This window comes from Pseudomonas sp. NPDC088444 (assembly GCF_044900175.1).
In the GTDB taxonomy this organism is placed as follows: domain Bacteria; phylum Pseudomonadota; class Gammaproteobacteria; order Pseudomonadales; family Pseudomonadaceae; genus Aquipseudomonas.
The window spans coordinates 1-26,475 of record NZ_JBJDNK010000026.1; the positions used below are offsets into that span (position 1 = coordinate 1).

Consider the following 26,475-nt stretch of genomic DNA (forward strand, 5'->3'; position numbering starts at 1 on the left):
CCACCTGATCGCCTACTACGGCGTGCTGGAAGGCATCTTTTTCTACTGCGGCTTCACCGAGATCCTCTCCATGGGCCGTCGCAACAAAATGACCGGCGTCGCAGAACAGTTCCAATACATCCTGCGCGACGAATCCATGCACCTGAACTTCGGCATCGACGTGATCAACCAGATCAAAATCGAAAACCCGCACCTGTGGGATGCTGAGTTGAAGGAAGAAGCCTCGCAAATGATCCTGCAAGGCACCCAACTGGAAATCGAATACGCCCGCGACACCATGCCACGCGGCGTGTTGGGCATGAACGCCGCGATGATGGAGGACTACCTCAAGTTCATCGCTAACCGTCGCCTGAGCCAGATTGGTTTGAAAGAAGAATACCCAGGGACCACCAACCCGTTCCCGTGGATGAGCGAGATCATGGACTTGAAGAAAGAGAAAAACTTCTTTGAGACTCGGGTGATTGAGTATCAGACTGGTGGGGCGTTGAGCTGGGATTGATTTGATCCTGCCCCACTTGTCACGAAGGTCTGACACGATGTCACGATGACTTGACTCAAGGGGTCATTTGTCCCCGTTAGCTTCAGTTTTTCAAAGCAATCGGAGGGGATTTTACGAACCCTAACCTGAACGCTTCAATCTGGTGCTAGTAATAAAAAAGCCACCTAGGCCGAACGGCAGAGGTGGCTTTTTGCTCTGAGATCTGTTCTGCGTCCCCCTAGCAAACCGGCATTGATTATCAGATCAGCCAGTGGGCAACCCATAGGTTTCAGTATTACTGGGCATTTTTTCATGGTCGTTTGAAACGGCTCGCAACTACCAGGCGCAGCAACAGGCTACGCAAAACAGGTTCTGGTCGTCAGTCAATAACGATCAATCGTGGCGCGGCGGAGCCCTACCCGGCCATTGTCGAGTCAATAAAAAGGCCGTTGAAGTATCAGAGGAAGCCGTCATCGAGATCAGGGTGGCGCTATCCAACATTTGAGGCTGTAATCCAAGACTTTGACGATCGCCAAGCTCTCAAGTACAAGCTGCCTTTGAGCGAACCTCAAGTACCAGCAGCATCGATTACAGCCCCAGATGCTATGCCCTGCACCTTTTCCTCTCAAGTTGTTGCGTAGGTGACCGATAATCCTGAATAGGGCCTATACAACTCGAATCAGGTGAATTCAATGCCGCACCTGAAAGCTATGAGCTGCCGCGCTCCTGTTTTTCAGACATGCTCTTCCACGCGCTCAACCCTGTGCGTTTCTTCGCGCCATTGCATCGCGTCCGCGCAACTGAAGGCGTGTCGCCCGTTGATTTCCAGCGCAGAGGTGAAAAAGAACTGCCCCACGGTTAGCTCGCCGACCGCATAAATCTGCCGTGCCGAGCCTGTCCGGCCCTGAATGCGGTAGGTATCCGGGTCGACGGAGATTCCCCCCATCGGATGACAGGTGGCCGTGCCGCTCTTGATCAGCGATCCCAGCAAGGTCGACTCAATGAGGTTCGCATCTCGAGGAAAGCCAGTTGCGTAAATCACCCGATCATAGACATGCTCCCAGCCAGCCCCGCGAATGCTCAGTCCCGGCACATCAACCGGCTCGGGCGCGGCGAACGCACCGGGGACGAACTCCAGCTGGCCGCTTCGCAGGTAACCGAGAATTTTGCGCGCGTTTTCCGCCGGGATGGAGACGCGGTAAGCCATGAAGAAGCTGAAATACTCGCTCATGAACCTGGCTTGTGCAGTGTCGTCCAGCGCCTGCCAAAGGTGTTCGATGAAGCCGTTGGTTGCATAGAGGATGGCCTGCCAGATACGCGGAGCCTGCGAGACATTGATCTCGTTCTCGATGAAGCTGATGACGTCGGCCGGCGGTGCTGGCAGAGGGATCACGGCACTTGTCGAGGCCGGGTCGTGGGCGGCCAGTTCCTTGCGAAACAGTGCGACCAGATCACTGATCTGTAACGGCCCGTTTTGCGCGACCAGCGCGCGAACACCCTCGCGGGTCAGGTGCTTGAGCTCGACGCGCTCTTGGGTTCCGCGAACCACGGGGAAATAGCCGCTGCGCGAATGCATGCGAATCAACTCGCGATGCCCGCCTTCGATTAGCGCGATCACCGTGTCGATGGCGCTCAACCGCGCACCGATTACGGCCACCCGCTCGTCCGGGGAAATTGTCTTCAGCAGGCGCGCAACTGGATAGGGTGTCGCCAGGACACGCTCGTCCTGCTTTTCGGGATCAATTTTTTTGGCCAACGGCCCGCAGAACAGCAAGACCTTGTGCGTGGCGATACTCAGCCCGCATCGCGTCCGCACGGTCTCCATTCCGTCAATCACATCGATAGCGCAGACCTCGGCATTCATCATCACCAATTGGCAGCCGAGCGAGGCGCCACGCAATACGATTTTCTTGATCTGGTCCTGCAGGTAAATGCCGAACAAAGCCCGCGGAGCAAAGCTCTCCGGTGTCGGACGAAACTCGGGAAAGGCATGCCGCCACACCCCGGGATGATCCTCCAACCAACGCTGGAAATGACCAGGGAGATGCGGATAGGGCGTAATGAAACCGGTCTTGGTATTGAGGATATTGCTCTGCAGATCAGCCTCATAAGCCGCGCCGCGCCCGAAGTCATCGCGTTTTTCGAAGAGGTAAATGGTCCCGGCCGGTGCGCTGCATGCAGCGACGCGATCCAGGTGACGTTGCAGGAATGCGATAGCCGTCGCGCCGCAGCCGACGATTGCAAAAGCATATTTCATCAAGGTATTTCCTTATATTGAACCGCTTCCCTTACGTGTGCATTGGCCCGGCAGCAGACGTGGCGTGGCCAGCCACTCCCCGTTCCAGAAGAACGCAGAGCAGCTCGCGGTTAGCCGAATCAGGACACTTCAGCGTCGCCAAACCTCGCCCCTGCTAGACCGGTAGTCACGAAATGGCGGACAGGAACGTTCTCAAGCGCGCGGCCCCGGACCTGATCTGCTCGGCATCGCCGGAGTACGACAATCGCGCATGACCCGGTGCGCCAAAAAAGCTGCCGGGAATCAGCGCGACGCTGTATTCCTCCAGCAGCAAGGCGCAAAATGCCTCGTCATCGGCGATCAATCTGCCATGCAGGGATTTGCCCAGGGTCTGGCTGATATCCATGAACAGATAAAACGCCCCCGCTGGTTGGCAGAACCTCAGGTTTGGCGCCCCCTGCAAGTCGGCGAGCAATGCCTGGCGCTGGCCGTACAAGCGGTCTCTTGCTGCGTAGGAGAACGCCTGGTCACCGCTGAAGGCCGCCGCTGCCGCTGCCGCCGGGATCGGTGGGATATTCGAGATCGAGTTAGAATTGAGCGTGGTGACTGCCGCGGCAATCCGTTCACTGGCCGCCAACAGCCCGACCCGCCAGCCCGGCATCCCATAGAACTTGGATACGCTGTCAATCTTGATGATGCGGTCGCTCAGATCCGGTGCGACTGAAAGCAGACTGGGGCAACTATCCATGTCGTAGACGAATCGCTGGTAGACGTCATCCGAAATGATCCAGACATCCTTTTTACGCAGCACCTCTGCCAACGCCGCGAGTTCCTCGGCGGAATACACGGCGCCGGTAGGGTTGCCCGGCGAGTTCAGCATGACCACCCGCACCTTGTCGGACAAGGCATCTTCAAGAGATTGGGCCGTCATCTTGAAATCGGTTTGCGCCGAGCAGGTGACGTTGATCACGCCCGCCCCGACCAGATCGGCAATGTCGAAATAGGTCGGCCAGCAAGGGGTGGATACGAGTATCTCGTCGCCGGGGCGGATGATCGCGCGTAGCACACTGAACAACAGGTGCTTGGCGCCGAGGCCGGCCACCAGATTCTGCTCGCGATAGTGGGTGAACCCCTGTCCATGCAGGTAACCCAGATACGCCGCCAGCAGCGCTTCATCTCCGCGGCTCGAGCCATACCCGCCCGTGTGTTCGCAGGCAGCCTTGACGGCCGCCTCGACGATATGTGGCGCCGGAAGAAAACCCGGCACACCGACACCGAGATCGATCACTGGATGCAGCGTTTCCCTGATCTTCTGAACGACACCCAGAATCGGGCAAAACCGTGCAAATTCGAGATCTGGCGAAAGAGTAGGCATAAAAGTCTCTCCGTTACGCTGAGTCAGGCTGCGCGTTCGGTCACGCGCCCTCGGGCCATGAGCGCGGCCATGTGGGTTGCGGTCGCAGTGATGATGTCGAGGTTGCCGGCGCTTGGATCGAGAAAGTCTCCTGCCCCTTCAACACGCACCATGGTGAACAAGCGTCCCTCGCTGTAATGCAGATCTACGATCACCTGATACCCAGGCACAGCAGACTGCACCTGGGTCAGGGCACGCTCCACTTCACGGCGGGTGGCGGCCAGATCAACCGTCTCGATTAGCGCCGAAACCGCGGTCTGCATAAAGACATTCGGCTTAGCCGGATTGATGTTGAGGATCGCCTTGACGTCCTTGCAACCGGTGAAATGGCTCAGCGCATTCTCGGTGGTCGTGATGTAGTTGCTCAGGTTTCGCCGAGTAGCCGGGCCGGCGCTTTCGGCGCTGATTGAGGACACCACTTCGATGTAGCGCACGCCCGGATTAGCCCTGGCGATTGCGGCCGCAAGCGGGATGGAAGCCTGGCCACCACAGGTGATCATGTTGATATTGCTAGCCTCGCTCAGCTCCACTCCGTTGAGGGACGGCACGCACAACGCGCCCAGAGAGGCCGGGGTCAGGTTGATGATCGCTTTCCCGGCCTCGACCAGGCGCGGTGCGTGGGCTTCATGGTCGGCCGCCGAGGTGGCATCAAACACCAGATCAAATTCGTTGATCCGGGCAAACAGGCCGTCGATGCCTTCCGCGGTGGTGGCGACCCCGCGCTCACGGGCGAATGCAAGGCCGGATGAGTGCAGGGAGCGACCGGCAACCAGCGTGCAATCCAGATCCGGATGGGCGAGCACCTTGCACAGGATGTCGCAGCCGATATTGCCACTGCCGATGATGGCGGTTTTCAAAGTCATTTTTTCAGCTCCAGAGTCAGGCGACGACGGGTTGAGAAAGGCGGCTGGCCACCGAGATGATCAGGTCTTCCTGGCCGGCAACGGCGTTGCATCGCGCAAGCTCTTCATAGATTTTTCGCGGCTCGACGCGAAATTCCGCCGCCGCGCGCGTAACGTGCTTCTCGAACCCGCTGCAAACGCCGTAGAGACCGCTGATCAGATTGGCAGTCTTCACCACCGTAGGAGTCCTGACCGGCGCGAAACCCTCAAGGCTCTCGACGGCGCGGCAAAGGTCAAAGACCTTCACTCCGGTCTCGAACTTATAGCGCTCGAGCACCGCGCACAGCACCTCCAGCTGGGTATTGCCGGCACCCGCGCCGAATCCGCGCATGCAGCCGTCAATGATGGTCGCCCCGGCTTGGACGGCAGCCAGCGAGTTGGCGACCGCCAGGCCAAGATTGTTGTGGCCATGGAAACCCACGGGAATGGCGAGCTCCCTGACCAGCAGGCCGATCTTTTCGCGAGTGCTGTCCGGGTCAAAGTGCCCCGCCGAATCCATCAGAACCAAGGCATTGGCGCCATAGCCCTGCTGCTTCAATGCTTCTTCGAGCAGCGTCTCGGGGCTGGCCATGTGAGTCATCATCAGCACGCCCTGGACGTACGCGCCCTTAGCCCGTGCATGTTCGATGTAGCTCTCGGTCACGCTGGCCTCGGTGCAATGGGACGCGATGCGCAGCACGTCGACGCCGATCTGCAGTGCGGTATCGATGTCGCTCAGCCTGGCAAACCCGGGAATCATATGGATGCCGAGTCTGGAATGCGCTAGGTTGGCTCGCGCCGTTTCGAGCATCTCGCTGTCTTTGTAGCGCGCAAGTCCGAGTTGCAGGGAGGACGCACCCAGGCCATTTCCGTGGCCGACTTCTACAACGCTGAGGCCGCAGCCATCGACTGCCTGGCAGTAGGAGGCAATATCCTCCAGGCTCAGCGAATGGGAGACGGCATGATTTCCGTCGCGCAGCGTTGGGTCGTGAATAGCAATACTCATCGAGATCAAATCCTTGTCATTCGAAGTTTTTTGCAGCAATTACTGTTCAGGCTGCGGGTTTTCCTGCAGCAGCCGTTTGGGCAGGAACGCCGGCGAAATATGGATGATCGACATCCGCACCACGTGATTGAGCATCACGAAGGCAGGATCGAGCTTGAGCAGCAAAGCCGCTGCGGTCATCACCTCAACACCGCCAGGAACCCACGACATGAACAGCGAAAGGAACGGCTTGCCGGTCAGCTTGCTGAACGCGAAGGCAACCAGCAGTGTCGTGCAGAACGTCAGGGCGGTAACCACCAGACCGGCGCGGATGTAGCGCACGAAATCCTTGAGCGTGATGTCCTTGAGGCGAATGCCGATTAGGCCGCCGAGCAAGATCAGCGCAACAATCGCCAGCGGATCGGGAACATGCAGATGGACTTGAGGAAAACCGACGTTGACTGCGGCTGAGCAAATCAGCCCGGTCAACATGTAAGGCGCCGGAACATCGAAGCGTTCCAGCAGATAACCGGCGATCACAGCCGCGATCGCTGGAGGGATCACGCCAAGGTAATCATCAAACGAGCCCAGCACCGGCGCTGCGCTTTCGGAGTGCCCACCGGCAATGATCGTCACCACCAGCAACAGCGCGAGTAAACGGACAATGTGCACGAACGCAATGCGCCCGGAGGCCGGGCCCTCCTCTCCCGAGACCGTCATCACCGCTGCCATTGCGCCGGGAATGGACCCGAGCAGGCTTTCTATGTGCCCCCAGCGCTCCATGCGTCGCAGCCAGTTGTAGCCGACGAAAATCTGCGTGGTCATGCAGATGAGCAGACCGACCAGAATGTTGAAATCCGTAAGTTCATGCATCATCGAGGCGGTGACGATGGAGCCAACACTGACCCCGAGCAGCAACTGCACGGTGGCCACGAACGGATATGGCATGCGCATGTGCACGCCCATTTTGCTGAGCGCCGTGACCAGACAGATCGCACCGATCAGCTCACCAAGCGGAAGCCCAGTCATGTAACCGAGCCATGCGCCCAGGGCCGCCACGGGAATCGGGATAAGGCTTTCGAACACATTCTTCATTGGATATCCACTTTTCTGCAGGCGTGACGATTCCGTCCAGCTCAGGAAGGTCAGCTCAATTAATGTCGAAAGGGTGTGCGGTAAGGTCTATATCACGGCGGCGATTTCGCTGCCCGACCAGTCGCAACTCTCGTGGAACCAGGCTTCGACCTGATGCAGCTTGTCGCGCAACTCGGCCTCATCCTGGCCTGCCACGATGGCGTTGAGGATTTCCGAGTTGGTGAATTCCATGCCGCCATAGGAGGTCATCTTTTTGGCGGAAATTCGGTACTCCAAGACACCGTCGAGCGTGCAGATTTGCGGGACGTCGCGCAGCAGACCGACCCGTGGCGGGATGCTGATATGCCCGACCATCCGCAGCGGCGCGGCCATTGGCTCAGGGCGGTAGAACGGATCATGCAGCGCGCGCAGGAAGCTCATCCGCGGATCAATGCCCCAGGCGTGGGTTAGCTCCTGATTGAAAAACACCCCACCCAACCGCGAGGCGATTTCGCAGAGGACGATCTCGTCATTTCCATCCACGAAAAGTTCGAGATGAAACAGCATGGTCGGATCGGATGGCAGCACATCTTCGACCAGCGAACGTGCATAGCGAACCAGCCTGTCGCGCATCGGGTTGTCGGCGTCGAGCATGTGCAGGTCATGTGATTTGCCGCCGAGGAAATCCAGCGCCGAGGTCATGACCCGAACCGGTGAAACCAGGATCGGACGGCCATCGATGTACAGGCCATTGACGATGTAATGGCTGCCACGTACATAGCTCTCGATCATCAGATTGTGGAACGTGCTTGAAGTGCGCTCGGCCAGCCATTCCCGCAGCTGCTGCGCGTCGTCGAGCACCTCCACGCCGTTCGAGCCGCGGCCATCGCGAGGCTTGATGACCACCGGGAAACCGAAGCGCTCGCTGAAGCGAACCGCTTCCGTGGCATTGCTGATCGATGCCATTTCGGCGATGGTAAACCCGCAGTCCCTGGCGCGTTGTTTCATCAGGAACTTGTCCCGGTAAAACGAGGCGCGATCCTCGGCATCCAGCGTAACCCCGAGCCGATCATTGATGCGCGCCACCCGCAGCACATCAATCTCGGCCAGCGCCACACACAGCGGCGCATGGAGCTCCTGTGCAAGCTCATGGACATCGATCTCGACCAGCGCGCTGTCGTTAAAGTTGTCGAAGAGCTGGAAGCGGACGGTATGGCCCAGATGCGCCGCAATCTCTTGAGATCGCGAGGCGCAGCTCAACAGCATGCCCCCCTGGCCAAGCGCGGCAGACCAGCTCGCGGCAGAGTGCTGGAGAAGAATTTTCGGCGGGCAAAAAACAATGAGCTGCATACGGCTTTCCTTGCAATCTTCCATAGTTTGTAAATCTCCAACTTCAGGCACATCAAATCCACTCCGGATCCGGAGCTTCAGTATCTTGATAAAAACCTAAAGTACAGGCCAATACCGATTCCGTCGTTATTAATACTTTGCCAAGCGCTGTTCAGGTCGTTGTCTGTCAGCCCAGGTATTGGCCGCACTCACGCATCACTGCAGCCTTGCGCTGCAGGTACTGGCCGAAGATTTCCTGGGCGGCGGATTTGACCACCGCGATGCCCATGACATCGACGAACTCCTCGACCGCTGTAACCGCGTGGGCGAAGTGATTGCTTTCGGTGCCGCCGGTGTGCACGGTGACCCAGGCAATAGTGGCCCGTACCTTCGCGGACGGCACGCCCATGTCGCGTTCAAACCATTTCTTGAACAGCGGATGGATGAACTCCACTTCACCGTGGGTGTAGACCTCGTGAACCAGGGTGACCAACAGCCCCTGCAACAGGTCGCGGTCACGCAGGCGTCGCGCGTCCGTCCAGTCCTTGAAGGACTGCGCCGACGGCAGGCAGTTGTTTTTCAGCAGCCACTCATCGTCACCGCAGATTGGCGTTGCCATGTTGTAAAAAAGTTCGGAATGCAGCGTGTTGCTCAGTGCGCCGAGGTCTTCGTCGGTGATCCGTTGCAGGCTGCCGCAGACCCGGTAGAGCGTTTGCGCCGCTTCGCCCCACTGCTCGGAGCGCGCCAGCAGCGTGATGCGGTTGGCCAAACCGGACACACTGACGGCCGAGTTGTTGGTTTTCGACCAACTGCCAAAGAACTTGCGCAACCGCGGTGCAGCATGGCGGCGCGAGGTGAGCATCTGGAACGTACTTTCGATGTCCAGCAGTTCCGATTCCTGGCTGCGAAACGCATCCACCAACGCTTGCTTCAAAACCCCGACCGGCATCAGCTCCAGCACCGGTTCTATCACGTTCAACAACTGGCTTTGCAGCGTCAGCATGTTACTCACGGTCATCTCACTTTTTTCCTTGTTGGATGATGATTTCACGCACATTCACAGGCGCGGGAGCGGCGATGACGGCAATGAGGAATACTTCCAACCACCCCGCACGATCAGCAGCGGCAGCAACTGGAAAACCGCGATCAACGCGATACAGCCAGGCCAGCCCCATTGCTCCCACAACACGCCAGGCACAAACGCGCCGGAGCTGCCGCCCAGGTAGTAGCAGGTCAGATACACGCCCACGGCGCCGGCCTTGTTTTGCCGGGCATGGGCGGTGATAAAGGCATTGGCCGCGGACTGGGCGAGAAACACGCCGGTGCAACTGAGTGCCAGACCGACAACGATCAGCCACAAGGATGGCCACAGGGTCAGCACCGAGCCGGTGGCGCCCAGCCATGCCGCCACCCTCACCAATTCAATGCGAGGCCGGGCCTTGCTCATGCGCCCGGCGATCGGCACCACCACCAGTGCCAGCAGGAACACCGCATAAATCGAACCGAGCGCAGCGGTGCCCAGCGCAAATGGCGCCCGACTCAGGTGTAAGCCGACATAGGTAAACATCGCGACCTGGGCGAACAGCACGCAGAAACCCACGGTGTAGGTGGCCAGCAACGGCCTGCTTAGCAATTCGCTGCGCATTGCCTGGCGATCGACAGGTGTTTGTACGGGTGACCGAAGGTTGCGCGGCAACAACAGGAAAATCCCCAAGCCGATGAGCAGATTCAAGCCGGCCAGCACTGCCAGCGCCAAGCGCCAGTCATCGAACTCGGTCACCAGACCGGACAAAAAGCGTCCGCTAAAGCCGCCCAGAACCGTGCCGGCGATATACAGGCTGGTTATTTCCGTCACGGTCCCGCCGCTCCAGCGCACGCCGATATAGGCAACGCTGGTGACAAACACCACCGGAATCAGCATGCCTTGCACCGCTCGCCAGAGCAGCAGCTCGCTGAAACTGCCCGAGCAGGCCGCCATCACCGCAGGCAATGCCAGCGACATCGCGGCCACGGCGATGACCCGGTGCTGCTCGCCCCGCGCAGTCAACCGGCCGACAAAGGGGGCGGTGATTGCAACCGCCAGGGTGGTGACGGTGATGCTCCAGCTCGCTTGCCTAGCGGAAATGTGAAACGCCGCGGCCAACTCGTTGAGCAGTCCTTGAGTGACATATAGGTTGATAAAAGCGGCGCACCCAGCCAAAAACACGGCAACTCGAGGACAACTCACACGATGATTCCCACGATTATTTGTAATATTTTTTAACAACTTTATAAAATAGGCCGCCGAATGGATCCAATACCTATTTCTGACCGATTGATACCTCAAGGATGACCATGATTGACCTCCGCCGCCTGCGCTACTTCCTAATCGTCAGTGACGAGTTGCACTTTGGCCGTGCCGCGGCACGCCTGCACATTGCCCAGCCGCCACTGACTCGGCAGATTTCGGCACTGGAGGCGGAACTGGGCTTTCGCCTGTTCGATCGCAGCACCCGCAACGTCACGCTTACCTCCGAGGGCCGGCACTTTCTGCCCTACGCCCGGACGGTGCTGGAGCAAGTCGATCTGACGGCGAGCATCACCAGTAAGCTGGCGGCGGGTTTCGCTGGTCATCTGGCGGTGGGCTACGCCAGTTCGATTGCGCTGTCGGACATCTTCAGCCAGGCCATTCAGGCCTTCTGCTCGGCGTATCCGGATGTGCAACTGACCGTGGAAGAAGGCGCGTCCAGCACCCAATGGTCACAGCTCATCGAGGGACGTCTGGATATCGGCATGAGTCGTATGCAGCCGTCCGCCGAAGATGCCGGGATTCAAACCATCTGCCTGGACAACGAGCCTCTGGTCGCGGCCATTGCCAGTGACAGCCCGCTCGCCCGGCAAGAACAGGTGACACTCACCGAGCTGAGCGCCTACCCGTTGATCGCCTTCCCGACCGACTACGGTTCCGGATTGAACGAGATCATCGAGGCACTATATCGGCGCCAGGCGCTGACCCCCCTGCCCGCGCCGAAGGGCAAGCAGATCACCTCGATCATCGCTCTGGTCGCCGCAGGCCGTGGCGTCGCCGTGGTGCCCCAGTGCACCCAGACCCTGGTCAAGCGCGGCGTGACCTATCGACCCTTGGCCGAACCCGGGGCCACCGCCCCCTTGTTGGTATTGACGCGCAAACGCGAGCGCAGCCCGCTGGTCAAGGCATTTGTCGAAATCTTCGAACAGGCCCTGTGAGTGAAGTGAATGATTTGAGTGGTTGGATGGGTGGTGTGACACACAATCACCGCTACAGATCCGCGCTCACCGGACAAAATTGCCATCTCTCTCGCTCTCTGTTAACGCCAACGCCGAATTGACGCACGTGCTGACGCACCTCCATATCGGTACAAATCCAGTAAGGGTAATGTTTCGCGAGGAATCAGATCGGGTCAGTGATATCTCGGCAACTGAGTCAATTCGACTTCGGCGCCAACAACTAGGTCATCAATCGTGTTCGCGTTAGCGCTCAAATCTCACACCTTTACCGACTGTGCGAACGCTTGCAGATTTCATGTAGCGACTCGGGACTCAAATCGACATGTTTTTTCCCACTGACTAGCGTGTTATTTGATAGTCAAGTCGAATGCAAACAGGTGGTCAAGTCCGTGCAATTACCCAGCCTTATGCGTTGATTCGTTGAGTTTGCTGAATTCAGCAGTGGGCACTGGATAGATCCGCTCTGACTTTTGGAGCACACGCAGGATTTCCTCCCAGATTACTGCAACCGCTTTTGAGAAGTTGAAGTGCGAAGCGAAATGCCTCAAGAAGACCTCTGGCTGCACTTGGACTCAAGCTCTAGTGTAGTGGTCTACTAACCCCGGACACCCATTTAGGCGAGAATGCTCGCCACAGAGAGGTGTCCGATGACCAAGCAACGCCGTACCTTTACCCCCGAGTTCAAGCGCGAAGCTGCCTGCCTGGTGCTTGATCAAGGCTACAGCCATGCCGAAGCGGCCCGTTCGCTCGGCTTGGTCGAGTCGGCCCTACGCCGATGGGTTAATCAGCTTCAGCAGGAGCGCGGCGGCGTTACGCCGGCCAGCAAAGCGTTGACTCCAAAGCAGCAAAAAATCCAAGAGTTGGAAGCCCGGATCACGCGCCTTGAACGCGAGAAATCGATACTAAAAAAGGCTACCGCGCTCTTGATGTCGGAAGATCTCGAGCGTACGCGCTGATCCGCCAGCTCAGCGACCATGATCCCGTTGATTGTTTGTGCGAAGTGTTCGAAGTCACTCGCTCAAGTTACTACGCACATCGTCACAGAAGGCGAACTCCGGACGTTGAACGACTACGGTTGCGTAGTCGAGTGAATGAGTTGTTCACGCGAGGTCGAAGTGCGCCCGGCAGCCGTACCATCATGGCAATGATGCAAGAAGAGGGTGAGCAAATCGGGCGGTTCAAGGTACGCAGCCTGATGCGTGAGCTGGCGTTGATCAGCAAGCAGCCAGGATCACATGCGTACAAAAAGGCCACAGTGGAGCGGCCAGATATACCGAATACCTTGAACCGAGCGTTTGATGTCGAAGCTCCAAATCAGGTCTGGTGTGGAGACATCACTTACGTCTGGGCACAAGGCAAATGGCACTATCTGGCAGTTGTCCTGGATCTCTATGCACGCAGAGTGGTTGGCTGGGCCTTATCAGAAAAGCCGGATGGAGACCTGGTGGTCAAAGCGCTGGACGTCGCCTACGAACAACGTGGAAAGCCTCAAGGACTCCTGTTCCACTCTGACCAGGGATCGCAATATGGCAGCCGTCAGTTTCGCCAGAGACTGTGGCGCTACCGCATGCGCCAGAGCATGAGCCGCCGAGGCAACTGTTGGGATAATGCACCGATGGAGCGAGTCTTCCGCAGCTTGAAATCAGAGTGGATTCCGACCACGGGCTACCTGACCGGGCAGCAAGCTCAACGATACATTGGCCAATACCTGATGGGCCACTACAACTGGATCCGGCCGCATCAGTTCAACGATGGGCTGGCTCCGGCGAAAGCTGAAGAAAAACTCAAAACCGTGTCCGGGATGAGTTGACCACTACAGTAGTCTGCGATATTGAATACTGGTGAGCACTCTTTATGGGAGACGGCCGGTATCTAGGATCCGGGCATTTTGGTAGAGAGTGTTGGCGCTGATACCGAACAGACCCAGTTGCCGAGATATCGTTGAACCGCTCGGATTTCGTGCAGCCATCGCCTACGCTGGATTTGGGGCATTCTTGCGCCAGCATTTGGGTCAATTCGGTATTAGCAGCTATCTTTCGACTTTAATAACTGCCGAATAATCTCCAAACACAGGGATATTTTCATAGTTACCGGCAGGATCAAATGTTGCGTTTGCCTCCTCCACCTCATAAGGGACCATCCGATTGCGGCGAATCACTAGCTCTCCACTTTCTGAAAAAATATAGCTTTCCCCTGACAGGACTTTATCCCCCTCTCCATCAAATTTTCGCCACGTCGCCATGGTGAGAAATATCTTCCCATTAGCAACTACTTGAAATTGATAAGTCAAATAAACTCGTCCCATCTCATCTAAAAAACCCACACCCACCATTGCTTTATCTATCACCATCTCGATAAAACAAGCTGGATATCGCCCTCCGCCGATGAGTGCTGTGTAGGAGTTATTAGACGAATGTAGAGACGCGGCCTCTTCCTCCGAGAGTGGCCCTACCATCTCTTTTTTGATTCTGGACCACGTTTGGCAGTATTTTACGGTTTCCATAACTAGTATACCTTCCCATTCGTATCACGAAGGATAACGTCAGCTTTCTTAGCTGCATCCAAAACCGACAAAGGAATCGGTCCATTTTGCGGTGGAATTTCCAATATTACAGTACCTTGAAGCTTTTGTCCTCCTAGCGATCCACTAGATGGAACCTTAGCAATCGTAGCACCAGGAGAGTACTTTGATACCGCCTCACTAATATAGTTCTTTGCCGTTGCTTCGGATACTTCCGAGAGCTGAGTGAACTTCCGCGAAATAATTTCCTCTGTTACAGGATTGTATGAGTCAACTCGATAATACCCCTTGCCATCCTCCCTCTGTATATAAACCTCGTTGTAAGGATAATTTTTGCTCTGCACTTTATTAAAGTCATTACCCGCTTGGAGACGGCTCAGCCATTCTGGTTTGAGCGAGCCGGTTTGTACTTTATCACCGACCACATTAACCACTTTCCCAGTGGCCTTTCCTCCCAGCGACTGCAGTCCACCACCCACAAGGTCAATCAAAAACTCAGTGGCCAGAACCTGTGAGTCACCATCAAGCTGGAAAACGCTGTGATCGTTGCTTGAGTACAGACGCTTGGCTTCGTCGTTAGCGTCTTGTATTTCCTGGCGATCTGTCTCTGTCAGCTCGGCCGTCAACGTGATCGCCAGCTCTTCCTTCAGTTTTTCATACTGCTCGCCGAAAGCCGCATGGGCCAACGCATTCAACGCGATGCTCAAGGTCGCCTTGGCTGGCCCCATGGCGGCTTGCATCGCAAGCATCGCGACCTGAGCTTCCTGCACCGGCAGCTTGTTGATCTCCTGGATCAGGTCACTCGTCCGGGTCAGGAACAGTGCCATGAATGGCGTGACGCCTTGGGTTACGGTCTCATCAAGCGTCAACACTGTGCCGGATGTGGGACCGTTTACCTCTGCGCTGCCATTGCTGCTCGTGACAGGGCAGGCGCCTGCTGCACAGTTCGCCCAGTCGTTGAGCTGCGTCGTGACGGTTGCGGGAAGGGTGGCCAGCAACGCTGGGTCAAGCCCTGCGCGTACGAGGTTCTTTCCAACATCCAAAGCTCGTTGGTCACCCAACGCCTTGCGTGACGCCTCTGGAATTTGTTCAACACTTACGCGCTGCGCTTGAATCTCGCTCCATAATCTCTCGGCGGAGGTCGTGACTTCCGTTATGCGCCCTTTGATCACCTTGTCAAAATTGAGCGCAGCATCCTTCCAGCGCTGGAGGGTTTGCAACGGATGCGTGACCAAATCAATCGACGAACTCGACACATACAGGTCCGTCCTGTGCTCGTCATCCCGCGTGATCTCATACGCCTTGCTAAGATCGCGGTTGAGGCCCGCTGTCGAATCGTTGCCGGTCTGTGCATCGTCACGCACGGTGATATCGCCCGCGCCCACGGTGGCACGCACGATCTGTTCACGGTCCTTGTTGTAGTTGTAACCCGAGACGTTCCAGCCGCTTTCGCCGTCCTTGCCCTTGCCCACCTGGTTCGCATCCTGATTGGCGGTGCCGCTGGCGCCCCAGCCGTAGGTACCGCCCACGTTCAGGTAATAGCCTTGTTCCTTGTCCTTGCCTGCGATATCGCTGAAGCCCAAGGTCCCGGTGTCGAGCTTGAGGTTACCGCTGTCCGAGGCAAGCACCGCGCCGTCGATTTGGGTGTGCTGCTCGGTGCGGATGTCGAGCTTGTCTTTGGCGGTGATTGAGGTTTGATTGCCGACCCAGTTCGTGCTGCCTGTGGTCTGGCCGTAGCCGACCGAGCCACTGACACTGCCGCCATAACCCACTGTGACGGTGGCACTGACATCGAACTCTTTGCCGGTCACCTTTCCGGTATCAGGGACGGAGGAGACGGTCAGGTCGCGTCCAACGTTGCCGATGACGTTATCGCCACGCAGTGTCGCTCCGGCGACGGTGGTGTCGCGGCCACTCTCGAAGCCCAGCGTATTTCCAGCGTAGAGATAGGCTTCCTGCTGTTTAGCCGCCTCACGATCCAGATTGCCCCGTCCCAGATTGACGCTGGCGTAGACACCAATGCCTCCCTGTCCCACTGTAAGCCCGACTTCACCGCCGCCGCTGTGCCGACTATCCTTGCTGCTTGAATCGTTCTGCGCAGCGTGGATCGTCAGGTCGTTGCCTGCTTTGAGGTCGATATTCCGATTGGCGTCGACACGAGTACCGATCAGGCTGAGGTCGTTGGAAGCGTTGAGGTTGACGTCACGTCCGGCATACAACTCGGTAGCACTAGATGTACCTTGCTTTCCATCTTGTGACGCGGCCCCGCTGCTGGCGCCGATACCGACCTTGAAGCCACCCGTGGTGCCGCCGACGATGCCGCTTTTGCTCTGACTTTGTTGTCCTGCTGACGTCTCGGAGCCTTTGGCAACATCAAGGGAAATGTCCTTGCCCTTTACGTTGATGTCTCGCCCTGCCTGTAGCGCACCTCCCCGGACGGTCACATCGTTACCGGCGTCCATGGAAATGTCGTTGCCCGCGTTGAGGGTCGAGCCGCGATTGCTGACCACGGTGCTGATCAGGCTTTCACCTTGTCGCTTGTTACCCGTACTCTCATCCATGGTGGCGCCACGGAAGAACTGATCGACTGTGTCGGCAGCCTTCATGACACTGGAGGCCTGGCTGACGAGATCATCGCCTTTGCCGACGTTTTTCAATGCATCGACGGTGTTGCCGTAGTTGTGGTTGACGGTCACTGAGACGCCGTTAGTGGTCACACTGCGGCTGCTGCCTTGTGAGTCGGTTTCAGCGGCGGCGTTAACCCGAATGTCTCGCCCGGCCTTCAGGTCGATGTTGTTATCCGCGTAGAGGTCGGAACCCTGAATATTCACATCCTGGCCAGCGTCCACACCGATGTTGCCGCCTGAGACAGAACTGGCGGAGGCTGTCTTTGCGCCTTTTGCCGAAGCGTCCGTGATCTTGGTCTCACCCACGAAGCCGGTGAAGCCGTTACGGTCCCACGTCAACGACAATCCGGAATCCCTGCTGGATTTCCAGCTTGTGGACTGGGTGCTGTCTGCCCCTGCAACGACGTTGACGTCACGCCCGGCATCCAACGCTGCGGTTTGCTGAGCATCGACCGAGCTACCAATGATGTTGATGTCACGGGTAGCGTCGAGAATCGCATCTCGCCCTGCCACGACTTGACTGCCCACACCTGCCGAGGTGGTGACTTCGTGCCCGCGTTGGGTCGATGATCCGATGCTGCCTGCAATGCCGCTGGAGTTCAGGCTGCCTGACAAACCCAGCCCGGATTTGTACGACTCAGCGTGGCTGTAGGTTGAGTTGCTGGCTGATGTGAGATTGACGTCACCCGTGTCATCCAGCAGCCCCGCGTGCAGTTCTGCGTCCCGCCCGGCAACGAGGGTGCTGGCGCTGAGATCGACGTCCCGGCCGGCGACGAGGACAGCATCATTGCCCGCCTGCAACGCGCTCCCGACTTGAGTTTCGGCGGTCGTTAACTGGCTTTTGCCACTCTTGCTGATACCGAACAGACCGGATTTGGTCTTTTTGCTGTAGGAACCGCTCTCCTCCGCAGCTGAAACGATGGAAACATCATTCGTCGCGCCGATCAGCATGTCGTTGCCAGCGCTCAGTTGACTGCCAATGACAGCCACATCGCGGCCGCCATTGAGACTCACGGCACCGGCTGCATCCTGGGTGGTATTGACGGAGAGGTCATGCCCGGCTTCAACCACCGAGGCCACGTTGTCGGAGTGGTAGCTTTCGGTTACGCGAGTGCTGCTGCGACCGAACGAGCCTTTCTTCTTTTTCTTGTAGTAGGAATAGTCTTCGTTCTGGGCCGAGGTGACGTAGACGTCTTGTCCGGCATCCAGGCTCACATCACCCGTAGCCTTGACGTTGCTGGCGATAATTCCAAGGTCGTTTCCGGCCTTGAGCGCAATGTCCCCGCCTGCCGTCAGCGTGCTGGAAACCTGACTGACATGGTCGTTCTGTGCCGTCACCTTCTTGCTTTTGCTGTACGAATGATCCTCGTCAGTCGCCGAGTTCAGTGTCAGATCGCCTGTCGCCGCCATGGCAATATCACGCTTGGCATCGATTTGACTGGCAATCGCCATAACGTCGCGACCTGCGGTTACCGACAAGTCGCGTCCTGCCGAGGTCAAGCTGCCGTTTTGCGTTGTGGTCGAGTACGAGAAATTGCTACCCGCCTGAAATGAGGTCTGTGTCGCGACTGAAAGCAGATTAACGTCACGACCCGCAGAAAGTGTCAGATCGCGACCACTTTGCAACGCACCTGTATTGACCAGATCACGTCCGGCGGAAAGAGACAGGTCATTTGCGGCTTCGATACGAGCCGAGCTGTCCAGGAAGGCTTCTTTGGTGACTGTGTTGCGATAGTCAACTTGATGCTCAGTCAGTGTTCGCTCGTTTGTCACATCGCCGTTTACGGCGCTCACCGCCACATCACGACCGGTGATGATGCCGCCCGACCTGTTGGTAATGTTGTTACCCGCCAACAGATCCAGCCGGTCGCCCGCAGAGATCAGGCCGCTGTTGACCAAATCGGTGCCCGCCGAGGCTGAGAGATTGTTGGTGGCTTTCAGGGTGCCGACATTTTCCAGGTTTTGGCCTGCAATCAGGGTGACGTCGTTACCGGCGATCAGTGCGCCATTGGGTGCCAGGCGGTTGTCGGCTTGCGCCAGATACAGCACGGGCACCAACACTTTTTCGCCATTCACTTCATGCTCTTCAAGCCAGACGATGTCGTGGGTCAGTGCGGCGACCTGCTGGGAGGTCAGAGAGACGCCAACGGATAGGTTGAGTTCGTCCTTGCTGGCGATGGCGTTGTTCATCAGGTATTTGAACTGGTCCTCGTTGGAGGTCTGTCCGTCGATGAACGCCTGGCCGGTGCGGGCCGTGACGGCTTGCTGTACGAGGCGTTGTTCGTAGAGGCCATCACCCAGCCGCTTTTGCGCCAGATCCGGGTCGTAGCCCAGCGCCGAGAGCATGTAGTCCGAACTCATGAATTGCTTGAGGTCGGTGAGTACCGGGTTGGTTTCGATCAGGTATTTGCCGGTCCCAGGCTTCGCTGCCGAGCTGGGCACGCCTTGCACACGGGTCAGGCCTGGTAGGCTGGCCGTGTCCCCTGTGTCTTGCCGGTCAGCGACGGTCAGTGATTGGCCCGTGGCGCTTGGTGTGTTGGTGTTGCCGATGAGCACGTCGCGTGAGGAGCTGCCCGGTAGCGCCTGATCACGTTGGGATGTCGAGACAGTAGTGCTGCCAACGCTCCAGCTCTGCGGTGTTGCGCTGGCCTGGTTGCCGCCCTGACCGCTCAGGCGGAACAGGCCGTTTTGGCCAGTGGGCAAGCTGAAGCCGGGCAAGGTCGTTGGGTCGACTTGCTGTTGTGCAAGGTCGGGGGGCAGTTGCTTATTAAGCGAAATAACGGTTGGAGTAACGCTGCTTACACCGGTAGACAGCCCCTGTGCAGCAGGTCTTGTGACAGCCATTGCGCCCTGCACAACCGAATTGTTCAGATTCTGGCTGGCGTTGATAACCAGACTACCGCCCGCCTGCACGACCGAACTGACGTTAGAGACCGCAGACCCATTGGTCGTAACTTGATCAATCAGTGACAAACCACTGAGGGGTGCCGGGATAATGCCAGCGTCAGTAGGCGCATAGGCAGGACGAGGGATCCGTGCCTCCGCATCGTTTAAATGCCCGCCGTCCTGGAACTCAAAGTTCATGGTCCCAAAATAAAGGTGCCAGCCACGACCATCATTCTTTCCATTTCCATGGATAAACAACAGGTGCTGCACGCTGTCATTGTAATCGCGATCCAAGAAATGAATATTGGGATCAAATGTGCCATCTGCGTAGAAAAAATGGCTGTCGTAATCAACATCATTGATGGCGTTATAGCCAAGAATCTGCATCAGAAAGCCTTCGGTAAGGTTTCCGGGCGGGGAGTAGAGACTTCTGACCGAGTAGCTGCCCAAGGCATAGCCCCGATTCTCGAAGTCATTCACGGTGATGGAAGCGTTTCTGACTGCACTGATCGTCGAGGCGACGTTTTGCAGGCTGCCTCCGTTCACGACCAAGTCCCTACCCGCCGTGATGGCAGACTCGGCAGACGTGTTACCTACCGATGCGTTGTAATCCTGCAACCAGACCAATTGGCTGGCGTGCCGGTCCATCCAGTCCATCCAGTCCGCAGTCGCCGCACAATCGATACAACGTACCCCAATCGAGCTCCCGGTCAGCGAACCTGTAACTTCAAATACTTCTCTTTGGTTAACGAGCGAATTGGCAGCCAGCACCAAATCCTCATTACTTTCAATGCTGCCCGACAGATTCGTGATTGAGTTGGCCCACCCACCACTCTGCAGCCCGCCAATGCTCAGTGACCCCAGGCTGTAGATGTCAGCATTACGGTTGGTGACGTCCCCTGCGCGCAGCACCATATCGCCGCCGCTAAAAATCAAGCCTTGATCGTTCGTCAATACGGGAGTCGTCAGCGTCAAGCCTTGAGCCGCGCCCAACGTGCCGTAGTTGGCGATACTGCTTGCGTTGAACAGCATGTCCGCCGCTGACGTGATACGGCCATAAGTGGTGGACTGCCCCGCGACGTTGATGTCCGTGTGCGCACCACCGGCAATACTGCCTGCGCTACCCAGCGACAGCTGGCTCGCACTCAAGCCCAGAGTTCCGAGGCTGGTGAGTCGACCATTACCCGAGTAAATACCGCTCAGATTCAGACTCAACGTCCCGTCACTGGCGATCAATCCGTCATTGGTCCAGTTCACCCCGCTACCTGTAAAAGCGTTCGAGGCCAGCAATTGCCCCGTCGCGGTCTGGGTAAAGTTATTGACGTTGATGTTCAGCGAGCCCGCTTGCAGGACGCTGCTGTTGGTCCAACTGTCAGCACTCAGAGTCATGGCGCCGCGGGTGACGAAGCTGCCGCCTGCGTTGATGACGTTGGCGGTGGAAATCCCGAAATTGCCGCTGCCCACATGCAGTACGCTGCCGCCTGCGTTGAGCAGGCTGCCCACACCCAGCGCCAGATCGGTGTTGGCGGTTTCCAGAGTGCCGAGGCGATTGTCGAACAGGCCGCCGATCTGGAACTGGCTGGTACCGCTGGTGCCCATCGCGCGGATCTTGCCGGTCTGGTTGTCGACGCTGGCTGCTTTGATGCTGAGAGTGCTGTCGCTTTCGATGATGCCCAGGCGGTTGTTGAGTGTGCCGCTCAGGTTGAGGTCGATCTGCTGCCCCGCGATCTGGCCGTCGTTGTCGCCGCTGTTATCGAAGCTGTTGCCGGTGACGTTGATTTTTTGTTTGGCGTAGAGGCCGCCGTTGCGGTTGTCGAAGTTGCCACTGCCGGTGTTGATCAGCGCGTCGCCGGTTTGCGCCGAGATGCGCCCGCCGTAGTTGTCGAGGCCGGCCAGTGCCCGGATGTCGAGGTTTTGGGCCTGGGTGATGCCGCCTTGGTGGTTGAGGTCGTAGCCGTTTTTAAGCACGCCCGTGATACGCGCGGTGAAGGCGTTTTGCAGGCTGGAGAGCACACCGCCGCGGTTGTCGACGTTGTTGGCGGTGAGCGTGAGGTCGCCGCTCTGGGCGATGATCTTGCCGGTCTGGCTGTCGATGTCGCCGCTGATGGTCACGTTCAACGCGCCTTGGCTTTGCAGCGTGCCTTGGTTGTTGGCGAGGCTCACGGCCTGCACCGTGAGGTCGGCATTCTTGCTGTAGATCAGGCCGTCGTTGGCATTCTGGATCGCGCCACTGGCCGTGAGGATAAGCGCGTCATTGGCGGCCACAGTGCCGCGATTGCGGTTGTCGAGCACTTGAGTGAACAGGGTCAGTGCACGCTGGCTGGCGAGCTGGCCGCCCTGGTTGTTGATCTGGGTGGCGCGCTGAATCAGCAGGTCGCCCGCGCTGGCGAGCTGACCGTTGGTATTGGTCAGACTGCCGAGCAGGTCAAGGGTGATCGCTGCGTTACTGGCGATGCTGCCCGCGCTGTTGTCCAGATCGGTGCCGGTGAACGTCAGCGCCTGTTGCGCGTTGATCGTGCCAGCGGCGTTGTTCAGCGTTGTGGCGTTGAGGGTCAAGCCTGCGCCGCTGTCGATCAGGCCGTTCTGGCCGTTGTTCAGCAGGCCGCTGACGGTGTAGGTCTGCCCTGCTCCGCTGGACAGAATCCCGCCCTGGTTGTCGACGCTGGCGGCGGCAACGTTGAGCGCATTCTGGCTGACCAGCGCGCCGTCGTTGCCATTGAGCAAAGCGCCTGTGAGTACCACGCCGACGTCGCCACTGCGGCTGGAGAGTGTGCCGCTGTTGCGGTTGTCGAGGCTGCCACCACTGACGCTCAGCCCCTGCCAGCCGGAAATCAGGCCAAGCTGGTTGAGCAACGAATCGGCATTGAGGGTGAGGGTCTGGTTGCTGATCAGCTTGCCGCCGCTGTTGTCCAGCGTACGGCCGGTCAGGCTGAAACTCAGCGCACTGGAGAGTTCGCCCCCGGCGTTTTTCAGGTCGCGCAGATGGGTGATCGTCAGCGGGTTCTGGGTGGTGATCAGGCCGTTGCTGTTGTCCAGATCCGCGCCGTTGAGGTCGAGGTTCAGCGCTGTGTTGGCCAGCAGTGCGCCACCGATGTTGCTGATGCCGGTGGCCTGAGCATTGAGCGTGTTGGCGGCGTTGATCAGGCCGTCATTGTCGTTGCGCAGCAGGCCGTCGACATTGAGTGCAAGATCGCTGCGGCTGGTCAAGGTGCCGCCGCTGTTGTTCAGCGAGCCGGCCTTTACGTCCAGACTCGCGGCGGCGATCATACCTTTGACGTTGTTCAGTGCCTGGGCGACGCGCACGATCAGCGCCTGATTGCTCAGCAGCTTGCCGTCGCCGTTGTCGAGGCTTTCGGCGCCAAACGTGAAGCTTTGAGCGCTGGAGATTTCGCCGTTCTGGTTGTCCACCCCAGCGAGGTTGTTCAGCAGCAAGGCACCGGGCGCGTTGATCAGGCCGTTCTGGTTGTTCAACTGGCCGTGGTTGAGGTCAAGCGTGAGGCTACCATTGCTGAACAGCCTACCGCCCTGCTGGTCGAGGCCGGTGACACTGGCCAGCAAGCTGACCTGACTGCCGATGTTGCCGCCGTCGCGATTGGTCAGTTGCGCTGCGGTCAGTTCCAGACCTGCGCCGCTGGTGATGCGACCGTGATTGCTGTTGTCGACGTTGCCCGTCTGAATCACCACCGGGCCTTTGCCGCTAATGCTGCCACTCAGGGTGTTGTCGAGACTGGCGCTGGTGATGTTCACCCGGTCGTCGGTGACCAGCCTGCCACCCTGACTGGTGACCGCCCCAATGCTGTCGACGCTCAGTGCGCCTGCGCTGGAAAGGGTGCCGCCGTTGTTGTTCAGCGAACCGGTGTGAACCGCGAGCGTGCCTTCAGCGCTGAGCAGGCCCAGGCTGTTCAGCAGATTGCCGTTCAACCGAAGGTCGAGGTTCTGCAGGCTCGACAGGCTCCCAGCGCTGTTGTCGAGCTGGATGCCGGTCAGGCTCACTCCGGTCTTGCCGGACAGCTGCCCGGCGTTCCGGTTGAGCAGGGTGTCGATCACCAAAGCCAGTTCTTTCTGGCCGATGATGCGACCGCCGTCGCTGTTATCCAGTTGCTGACCGCTGAGGCTGATGCGGTCCTGGCTGGACAGCTCACCGCCCCGGTTGTCGACCACGCCGACGTCCAAGCTAAGGGGGCCGTTGGCACTGACAAGCCCGTCATCACGGTTATCGAGGGTGTTGCCGGTTAGGCTCAGGCGCCCTAGCGCGACAAACTGGCCGCCCTGTTGCTGCAGTCCGCCGATATTGGCGATCAAGTCTTGCTTGCTGGCGATCTGGCCGAGGCTGTTGTCGACGTTCGCGGCCGTGAGCGACAGCGTGCCGTCGGCGATGACCGTGGCGTTGTGGTTGGTCAGGGTGTTGGTGACGGCGAGTGTCATTGCTCCGTGGCTGCTGAACAGGCCACCGGTGTTGTTCAGACTGGCACTGCTGGCATCCAGCGACCCGGCAGATATCACGCCGTTGACGTTATCCAGCGCCTGCGCCACGCGCACGACCAGCGCCTGATCGCTGATCAGTTTGCCGTTGCCGTTGCCGAGGCTGGCAGCGTTGAAGGTGAAACCCTGGGCGCTAGAAATTTCGCCGTTCTGGTTGTTCACTCCCGCCAGGTTTTTCAGCAACAACGCGCCGGGCGAGTTGATGAGGCCATTCTGGTTGTTCAACTGGCCATGGTTGAGGTCAAGGTTCAGCGTGCCATTGCTGAACAGCTCGCCATTCTGTTGATCAAGACCAGTGACACTGGCGTTCACGGCCTGCGAGGCGGCAATACGCCCATTGTCCTGGTTGGTGACCTGAGTGGCCGTCAGCGTGAGGCGGTCAGCGCTGGTGATCTGGCCGCTGTGGCTGTTATCGAGCGTACCGGTACTGACAACCGTTGCGCCTTTTGCGGAAACTGCACCCTGATTGCGGTTGTCCAGACGGGCGCTGGTTAGGCTCAACGTGCCGTCCGCGCTGATCGAGCCGTGCTGGTTGTCGAGTACGCCGAGGGCGGCGACTTGAGTGTTGCCAGCGCTGGAGAAACTGCCCGCCGTATTGATCAGTTGGTTGGCGGCGACGTCCAGAGTGCCCTCGCTGTTGATCAGGCCGTTGCTGTTGTTCAGGTCGCCCGTGAGGCCGATCTGCACCCCGGCCTGTCCGGACAGCGTGCCGCCCGAGCGGTTGTCGAGATGAACACCCTTGACGGTCAAGCCACCTTGGGCGACCAGTTTGCCTTTTTGGTTGTTCAGCGTGCCTTGGGCGTTGAGGGTCAGGTTACGCCCGGCTGAAATCTGATGCGCGCTGTTGTCGAGATTTTCATGGGTTGCAGCGCTCAGATCACGACTGGCAATCACATTCCCGTTGTTCTTCAGGTTCTGCGCACTGAGCACCACATCACCTGCGTTGTTACGGCTGTTGTCGGCATTCACCCCGGCTTCGACGATCGCGTTGTTGGTCAACTGGCCGTTGCTGCTCAGGCTGATGCGATCACGTGCGGCGATGTTCTGCTGAATGGTCAGCGCGTCACGAGTCTGCACGTCGACACTGTTGCCATACATCGCGCCTTGCACATCGGCGCTGGCCGCCTTGACGTTGACCGCACCGTTGGCGGCGACCTGGGCCATGCTCAACTGGCCGCTGGCGTCGATCTGGATGTCGCCTTCGCTGGCCGCCAGGTTACCGGCCAGCTTCACGCCCACACCGGCTTCGGTGCCCACCAGGCGGATCGCACTTGCATACATGCCGCCGAGGGCAGAGCTGTCGATGGCCAGTTGTGGCTTGGCGCTGCCGTCGTCGGCCAGCGCAGTGGCGTTGAGGGTCTGGGCGTTGACGTCGTTGCGGCCGGTGACGATGTTCAGTTGTTTGGCGTGCAGCTCGGCGTTGATTTTCGCGCTGCGGGTGATGATGTCGAATCGGTCGACGTTGTCGGCGTTCAGCCCTGCGCCGTCGATGGAGACGCTGCCGCCGTCGACGTGGAAGTGGTCAATCCCGCCTGCGCTGTCGAGCACGGGTTTGCCGGTGGACAGGGTCGCTTGCGGGGTGTTGATGAAGCCGCAACCGTTGCAACTGATGCCGTACGGGTTGGCGACGATGACGCGGGCGGCCTGCCCTGCCACTTCGGTATAACCCTTGAGCTGCGTGGCGTTGGCGCCGGTCACTTCGTTGAGAATGGTGTTGGCGGCGCGGCCATTGAGGTTCTGGTTGCCGAGGATGATGCCGCCCAGTTGTGTGCTCTGGGTGCGGTCGGTGGCGTTGTTGAGGATGACGCCCTGCGTGCCGACGTTGTACTGCTGGTACTGATTGTGGGACAGGCCGCCAGCGTTGGGCGCGGCAATGTTGACGATGGGCACACCGTTGCCCGCTTGGCCCAGCGTGGTGTTGGTGGTGCCGCTCACGGCAATGCCGTCGGCCTGGGCGAGCAGCGGCTGCCAGAACATCGCGTTGGTCAGAATCAGGGCGAGACCACGTTTGGGCAGGCCGCAGAAGGTGCTGCGCGCGGTCAGTTTCGCGGAAGGCTGGCGGGCGAGAAAATCGAAGAAACGAACGTCCATGTCAGGGATTCCGGCGAAACGTTAGAGGAAGAAATCGAGGCGGAAGTAGATCGGCGACTCACGCTCGATCACGCCGCCAGGACGTTCCAGCGAATGGGCAAAGGTCACGGTCGCCGCGACGTGCTGGCCGCGGGCGAAAAATTCGAATGAGTTGCTGGACAGACGCCCGTGCTGGTCGCCGTTGTAGCGATCGTTGCGGATCACGCCCTGGTCGTAGCCGACTGC

At 58.6% G+C, this 26,475-nt stretch carries 13 protein-coding genes and 1 pseudogene; 3 read left to right on the forward strand and 11 right to left on the reverse strand.

The genetic code is table 11. From position 1 onward, the window contains the following. The coding region (locus ACI2KB_RS28905) for a ribonucleotide-diphosphate reductase subunit beta (protein ID WP_404640490.1) at nt 1-499 on the forward strand (499 nt) is incomplete at its 5' end. A gap of 712 nt (nt 500-1,211) precedes the next feature. Here the strand turns inward: ACI2KB_RS28905 and ACI2KB_RS28910 are convergent. The 8 genes from ACI2KB_RS28910 to ACI2KB_RS28945 form a co-directional block, all read right to left on the reverse strand. Beyond that, nucleotides 1,212-2,735 (reverse strand): FAD/NAD(P)-binding protein, encoded by a 1,524-nt coding sequence (locus ACI2KB_RS28910; protein ID WP_404640491.1) that lies wholly within the window; start codon nt 2,733-2,735, stop codon nt 1,212-1,214. Nucleotides 2,736-2,901: 166 nt separating this feature from the next. Continuing rightward, nucleotides 2,902-4,089 carry an aminotransferase class I/II-fold pyridoxal phosphate-dependent enzyme gene (locus tag ACI2KB_RS28915; RefSeq protein ID WP_404640492.1) on the reverse strand — a complete coding sequence of 396 codons (1,188 nt, stop codon included), beginning with the start codon at nt 4,087-4,089 and terminating at the stop codon, nt 2,902-2,904. Nucleotides 4,090-4,112: 23 nt separating this feature from the next. Further along, the gene (locus tag ACI2KB_RS28920; protein WP_404640493.1) at nt 4,113-4,991 is read right to left on the reverse strand and encodes an acetaldehyde dehydrogenase (acetylating); all 879 of its coding nucleotides are present in this window, start codon (nt 4,989-4,991) and stop codon (nt 4,113-4,115) included. Nucleotides 4,992-5,007: 16 nt separating this feature from the next. Further along, the gene (dmpG, locus tag ACI2KB_RS28925; RefSeq protein ID WP_404640494.1) at nt 5,008-6,015 is read right to left on the reverse strand and encodes a 4-hydroxy-2-oxovalerate aldolase; all 1,008 of its coding nucleotides are present in this window, start codon (nt 6,013-6,015) and stop codon (nt 5,008-5,010) included. A 39-nt stretch (nt 6,016-6,054) separates the two neighbouring features. Then, nucleotides 6,055-7,089, reverse strand: coding sequence for an AbrB family transcriptional regulator (locus tag ACI2KB_RS28930; protein WP_404640495.1), 1,035 nt, complete (start codon nt 7,087-7,089; stop codon nt 6,055-6,057). Between the two features lie 87 nt (nt 7,090-7,176). Further along, entirely contained in the window at nt 7,177-8,418 is a 1,242-nt protein-coding gene (locus tag ACI2KB_RS28935; protein WP_404640496.1) for an acetyl-CoA carboxylase biotin carboxylase subunit family protein, read from the reverse strand. 166 nt (nt 8,419-8,584) lie between these two features. Further along, entirely contained in the window at nt 8,585-9,409 is an 825-nt protein-coding gene (locus ACI2KB_RS28940; RefSeq protein ID WP_404640501.1) for a hypothetical protein, read from the reverse strand. A 45-nt stretch (nt 9,410-9,454) separates the two neighbouring features. Continuing rightward, on the reverse strand, nt 9,455-10,651 hold the full coding sequence (locus ACI2KB_RS28945; protein ID WP_404640502.1) for an MFS transporter: 1,197 nt from the start codon (nt 10,649-10,651) through the stop codon (nt 9,455-9,457). A gap of 80 nt (nt 10,652-10,731) precedes the next feature. Here ACI2KB_RS28945 and ACI2KB_RS28950 point away from each other — a divergent pair, with 80 nt between their 5' ends. After that, complete coding sequence (locus ACI2KB_RS28950) at nt 10,732-11,622, forward strand: LysR family transcriptional regulator (RefSeq protein ID WP_404640497.1); 891 nt, start codon at nt 10,732-10,734, stop codon at nt 11,620-11,622. Between the two features lie 668 nt (nt 11,623-12,290). Continuing rightward, a protein-coding gene (locus tag ACI2KB_RS28955) for an IS3 family transposase (RefSeq protein ID WP_404640498.1) occupies nt 12,291-13,453 on the forward strand; the annotation gives its coding sequence in 2 pieces (ribosomal slippage) (nt 12,291-12,546 and nt 12,546-13,453; 1,164 coding nt in all). A 219-nt stretch (nt 13,454-13,672) separates the two neighbouring features. Here ACI2KB_RS28955 and ACI2KB_RS28960 read toward each other — a convergent pair. The 3 genes and pseudogenes from ACI2KB_RS28960 to ACI2KB_RS28970 all read right to left on the reverse strand — a co-directional run. After that, on the reverse strand, nt 13,673-14,146 hold the full coding sequence (locus tag ACI2KB_RS28960; protein ID WP_404640499.1) for a lytic transglycosylase: 474 nt from the start codon (nt 14,144-14,146) through the stop codon (nt 13,673-13,675). A gap of 2 nt (nt 14,147-14,148) precedes the next feature. Beyond that, nucleotides 14,149-26,250, reverse strand: a complete 12,102-nt coding sequence (locus tag ACI2KB_RS28965; protein WP_404640500.1) for a hemagglutinin repeat-containing protein — start codon at nt 26,248-26,250, stop codon at nt 14,149-14,151. A 21-nt stretch (nt 26,251-26,271) separates the two neighbouring features. Beyond that, nucleotides 26,272-26,475: pseudogene (locus ACI2KB_RS28970) on the reverse strand (ShlB/FhaC/HecB family hemolysin secretion/activation protein); the annotation flags it as partial.

Coding starts and splice junctions, on each gene's coding strand:
- ACI2KB_RS28910 (WP_404640491.1), bottom strand. CDS start 2,735: ATGAAATATGCTTTTGCAATCGTCGGCTGCGGCGCGACGGCTATCGCA.
- ACI2KB_RS28915 (WP_404640492.1), bottom strand. CDS start 4,089: ATGCCTACTCTTTCGCCAGATCTCGAATTTGCACGGTTTTGCCCGATT.
- ACI2KB_RS28920 (WP_404640493.1), bottom strand. CDS start 4,991: ATGACTTTGAAAACCGCCATCATCGGCAGTGGCAATATCGGCTGCGAC.
- dmpG (WP_404640494.1), bottom strand. CDS start 6,015: ATGAGTATTGCTATTCACGACCCAACGCTGCGCGACGGAAATCATGCC.
- ACI2KB_RS28930 (WP_404640495.1), bottom strand. CDS start 7,089: ATGAAGAATGTGTTCGAAAGCCTTATCCCGATTCCCGTGGCGGCCCTG.
- ACI2KB_RS28935 (WP_404640496.1), bottom strand. CDS start 8,418: ATGCAGCTCATTGTTTTTTGCCCGCCGAAAATTCTTCTCCAGCACTCT.
- ACI2KB_RS28950 (WP_404640497.1), top strand. CDS start 10,732: ATGATTGACCTCCGCCGCCTGCGCTACTTCCTAATCGTCAGTGACGAG.
- ACI2KB_RS28960 (WP_404640499.1), bottom strand. CDS start 14,146: ATGGAAACCGTAAAATACTGCCAAACGTGGTCCAGAATCAAAAAAGAG.
- ACI2KB_RS28965 (WP_404640500.1), bottom strand. CDS start 26,250: ATGGACGTTCGTTTCTTCGATTTTCTCGCCCGCCAGCCTTCCGCGAAA.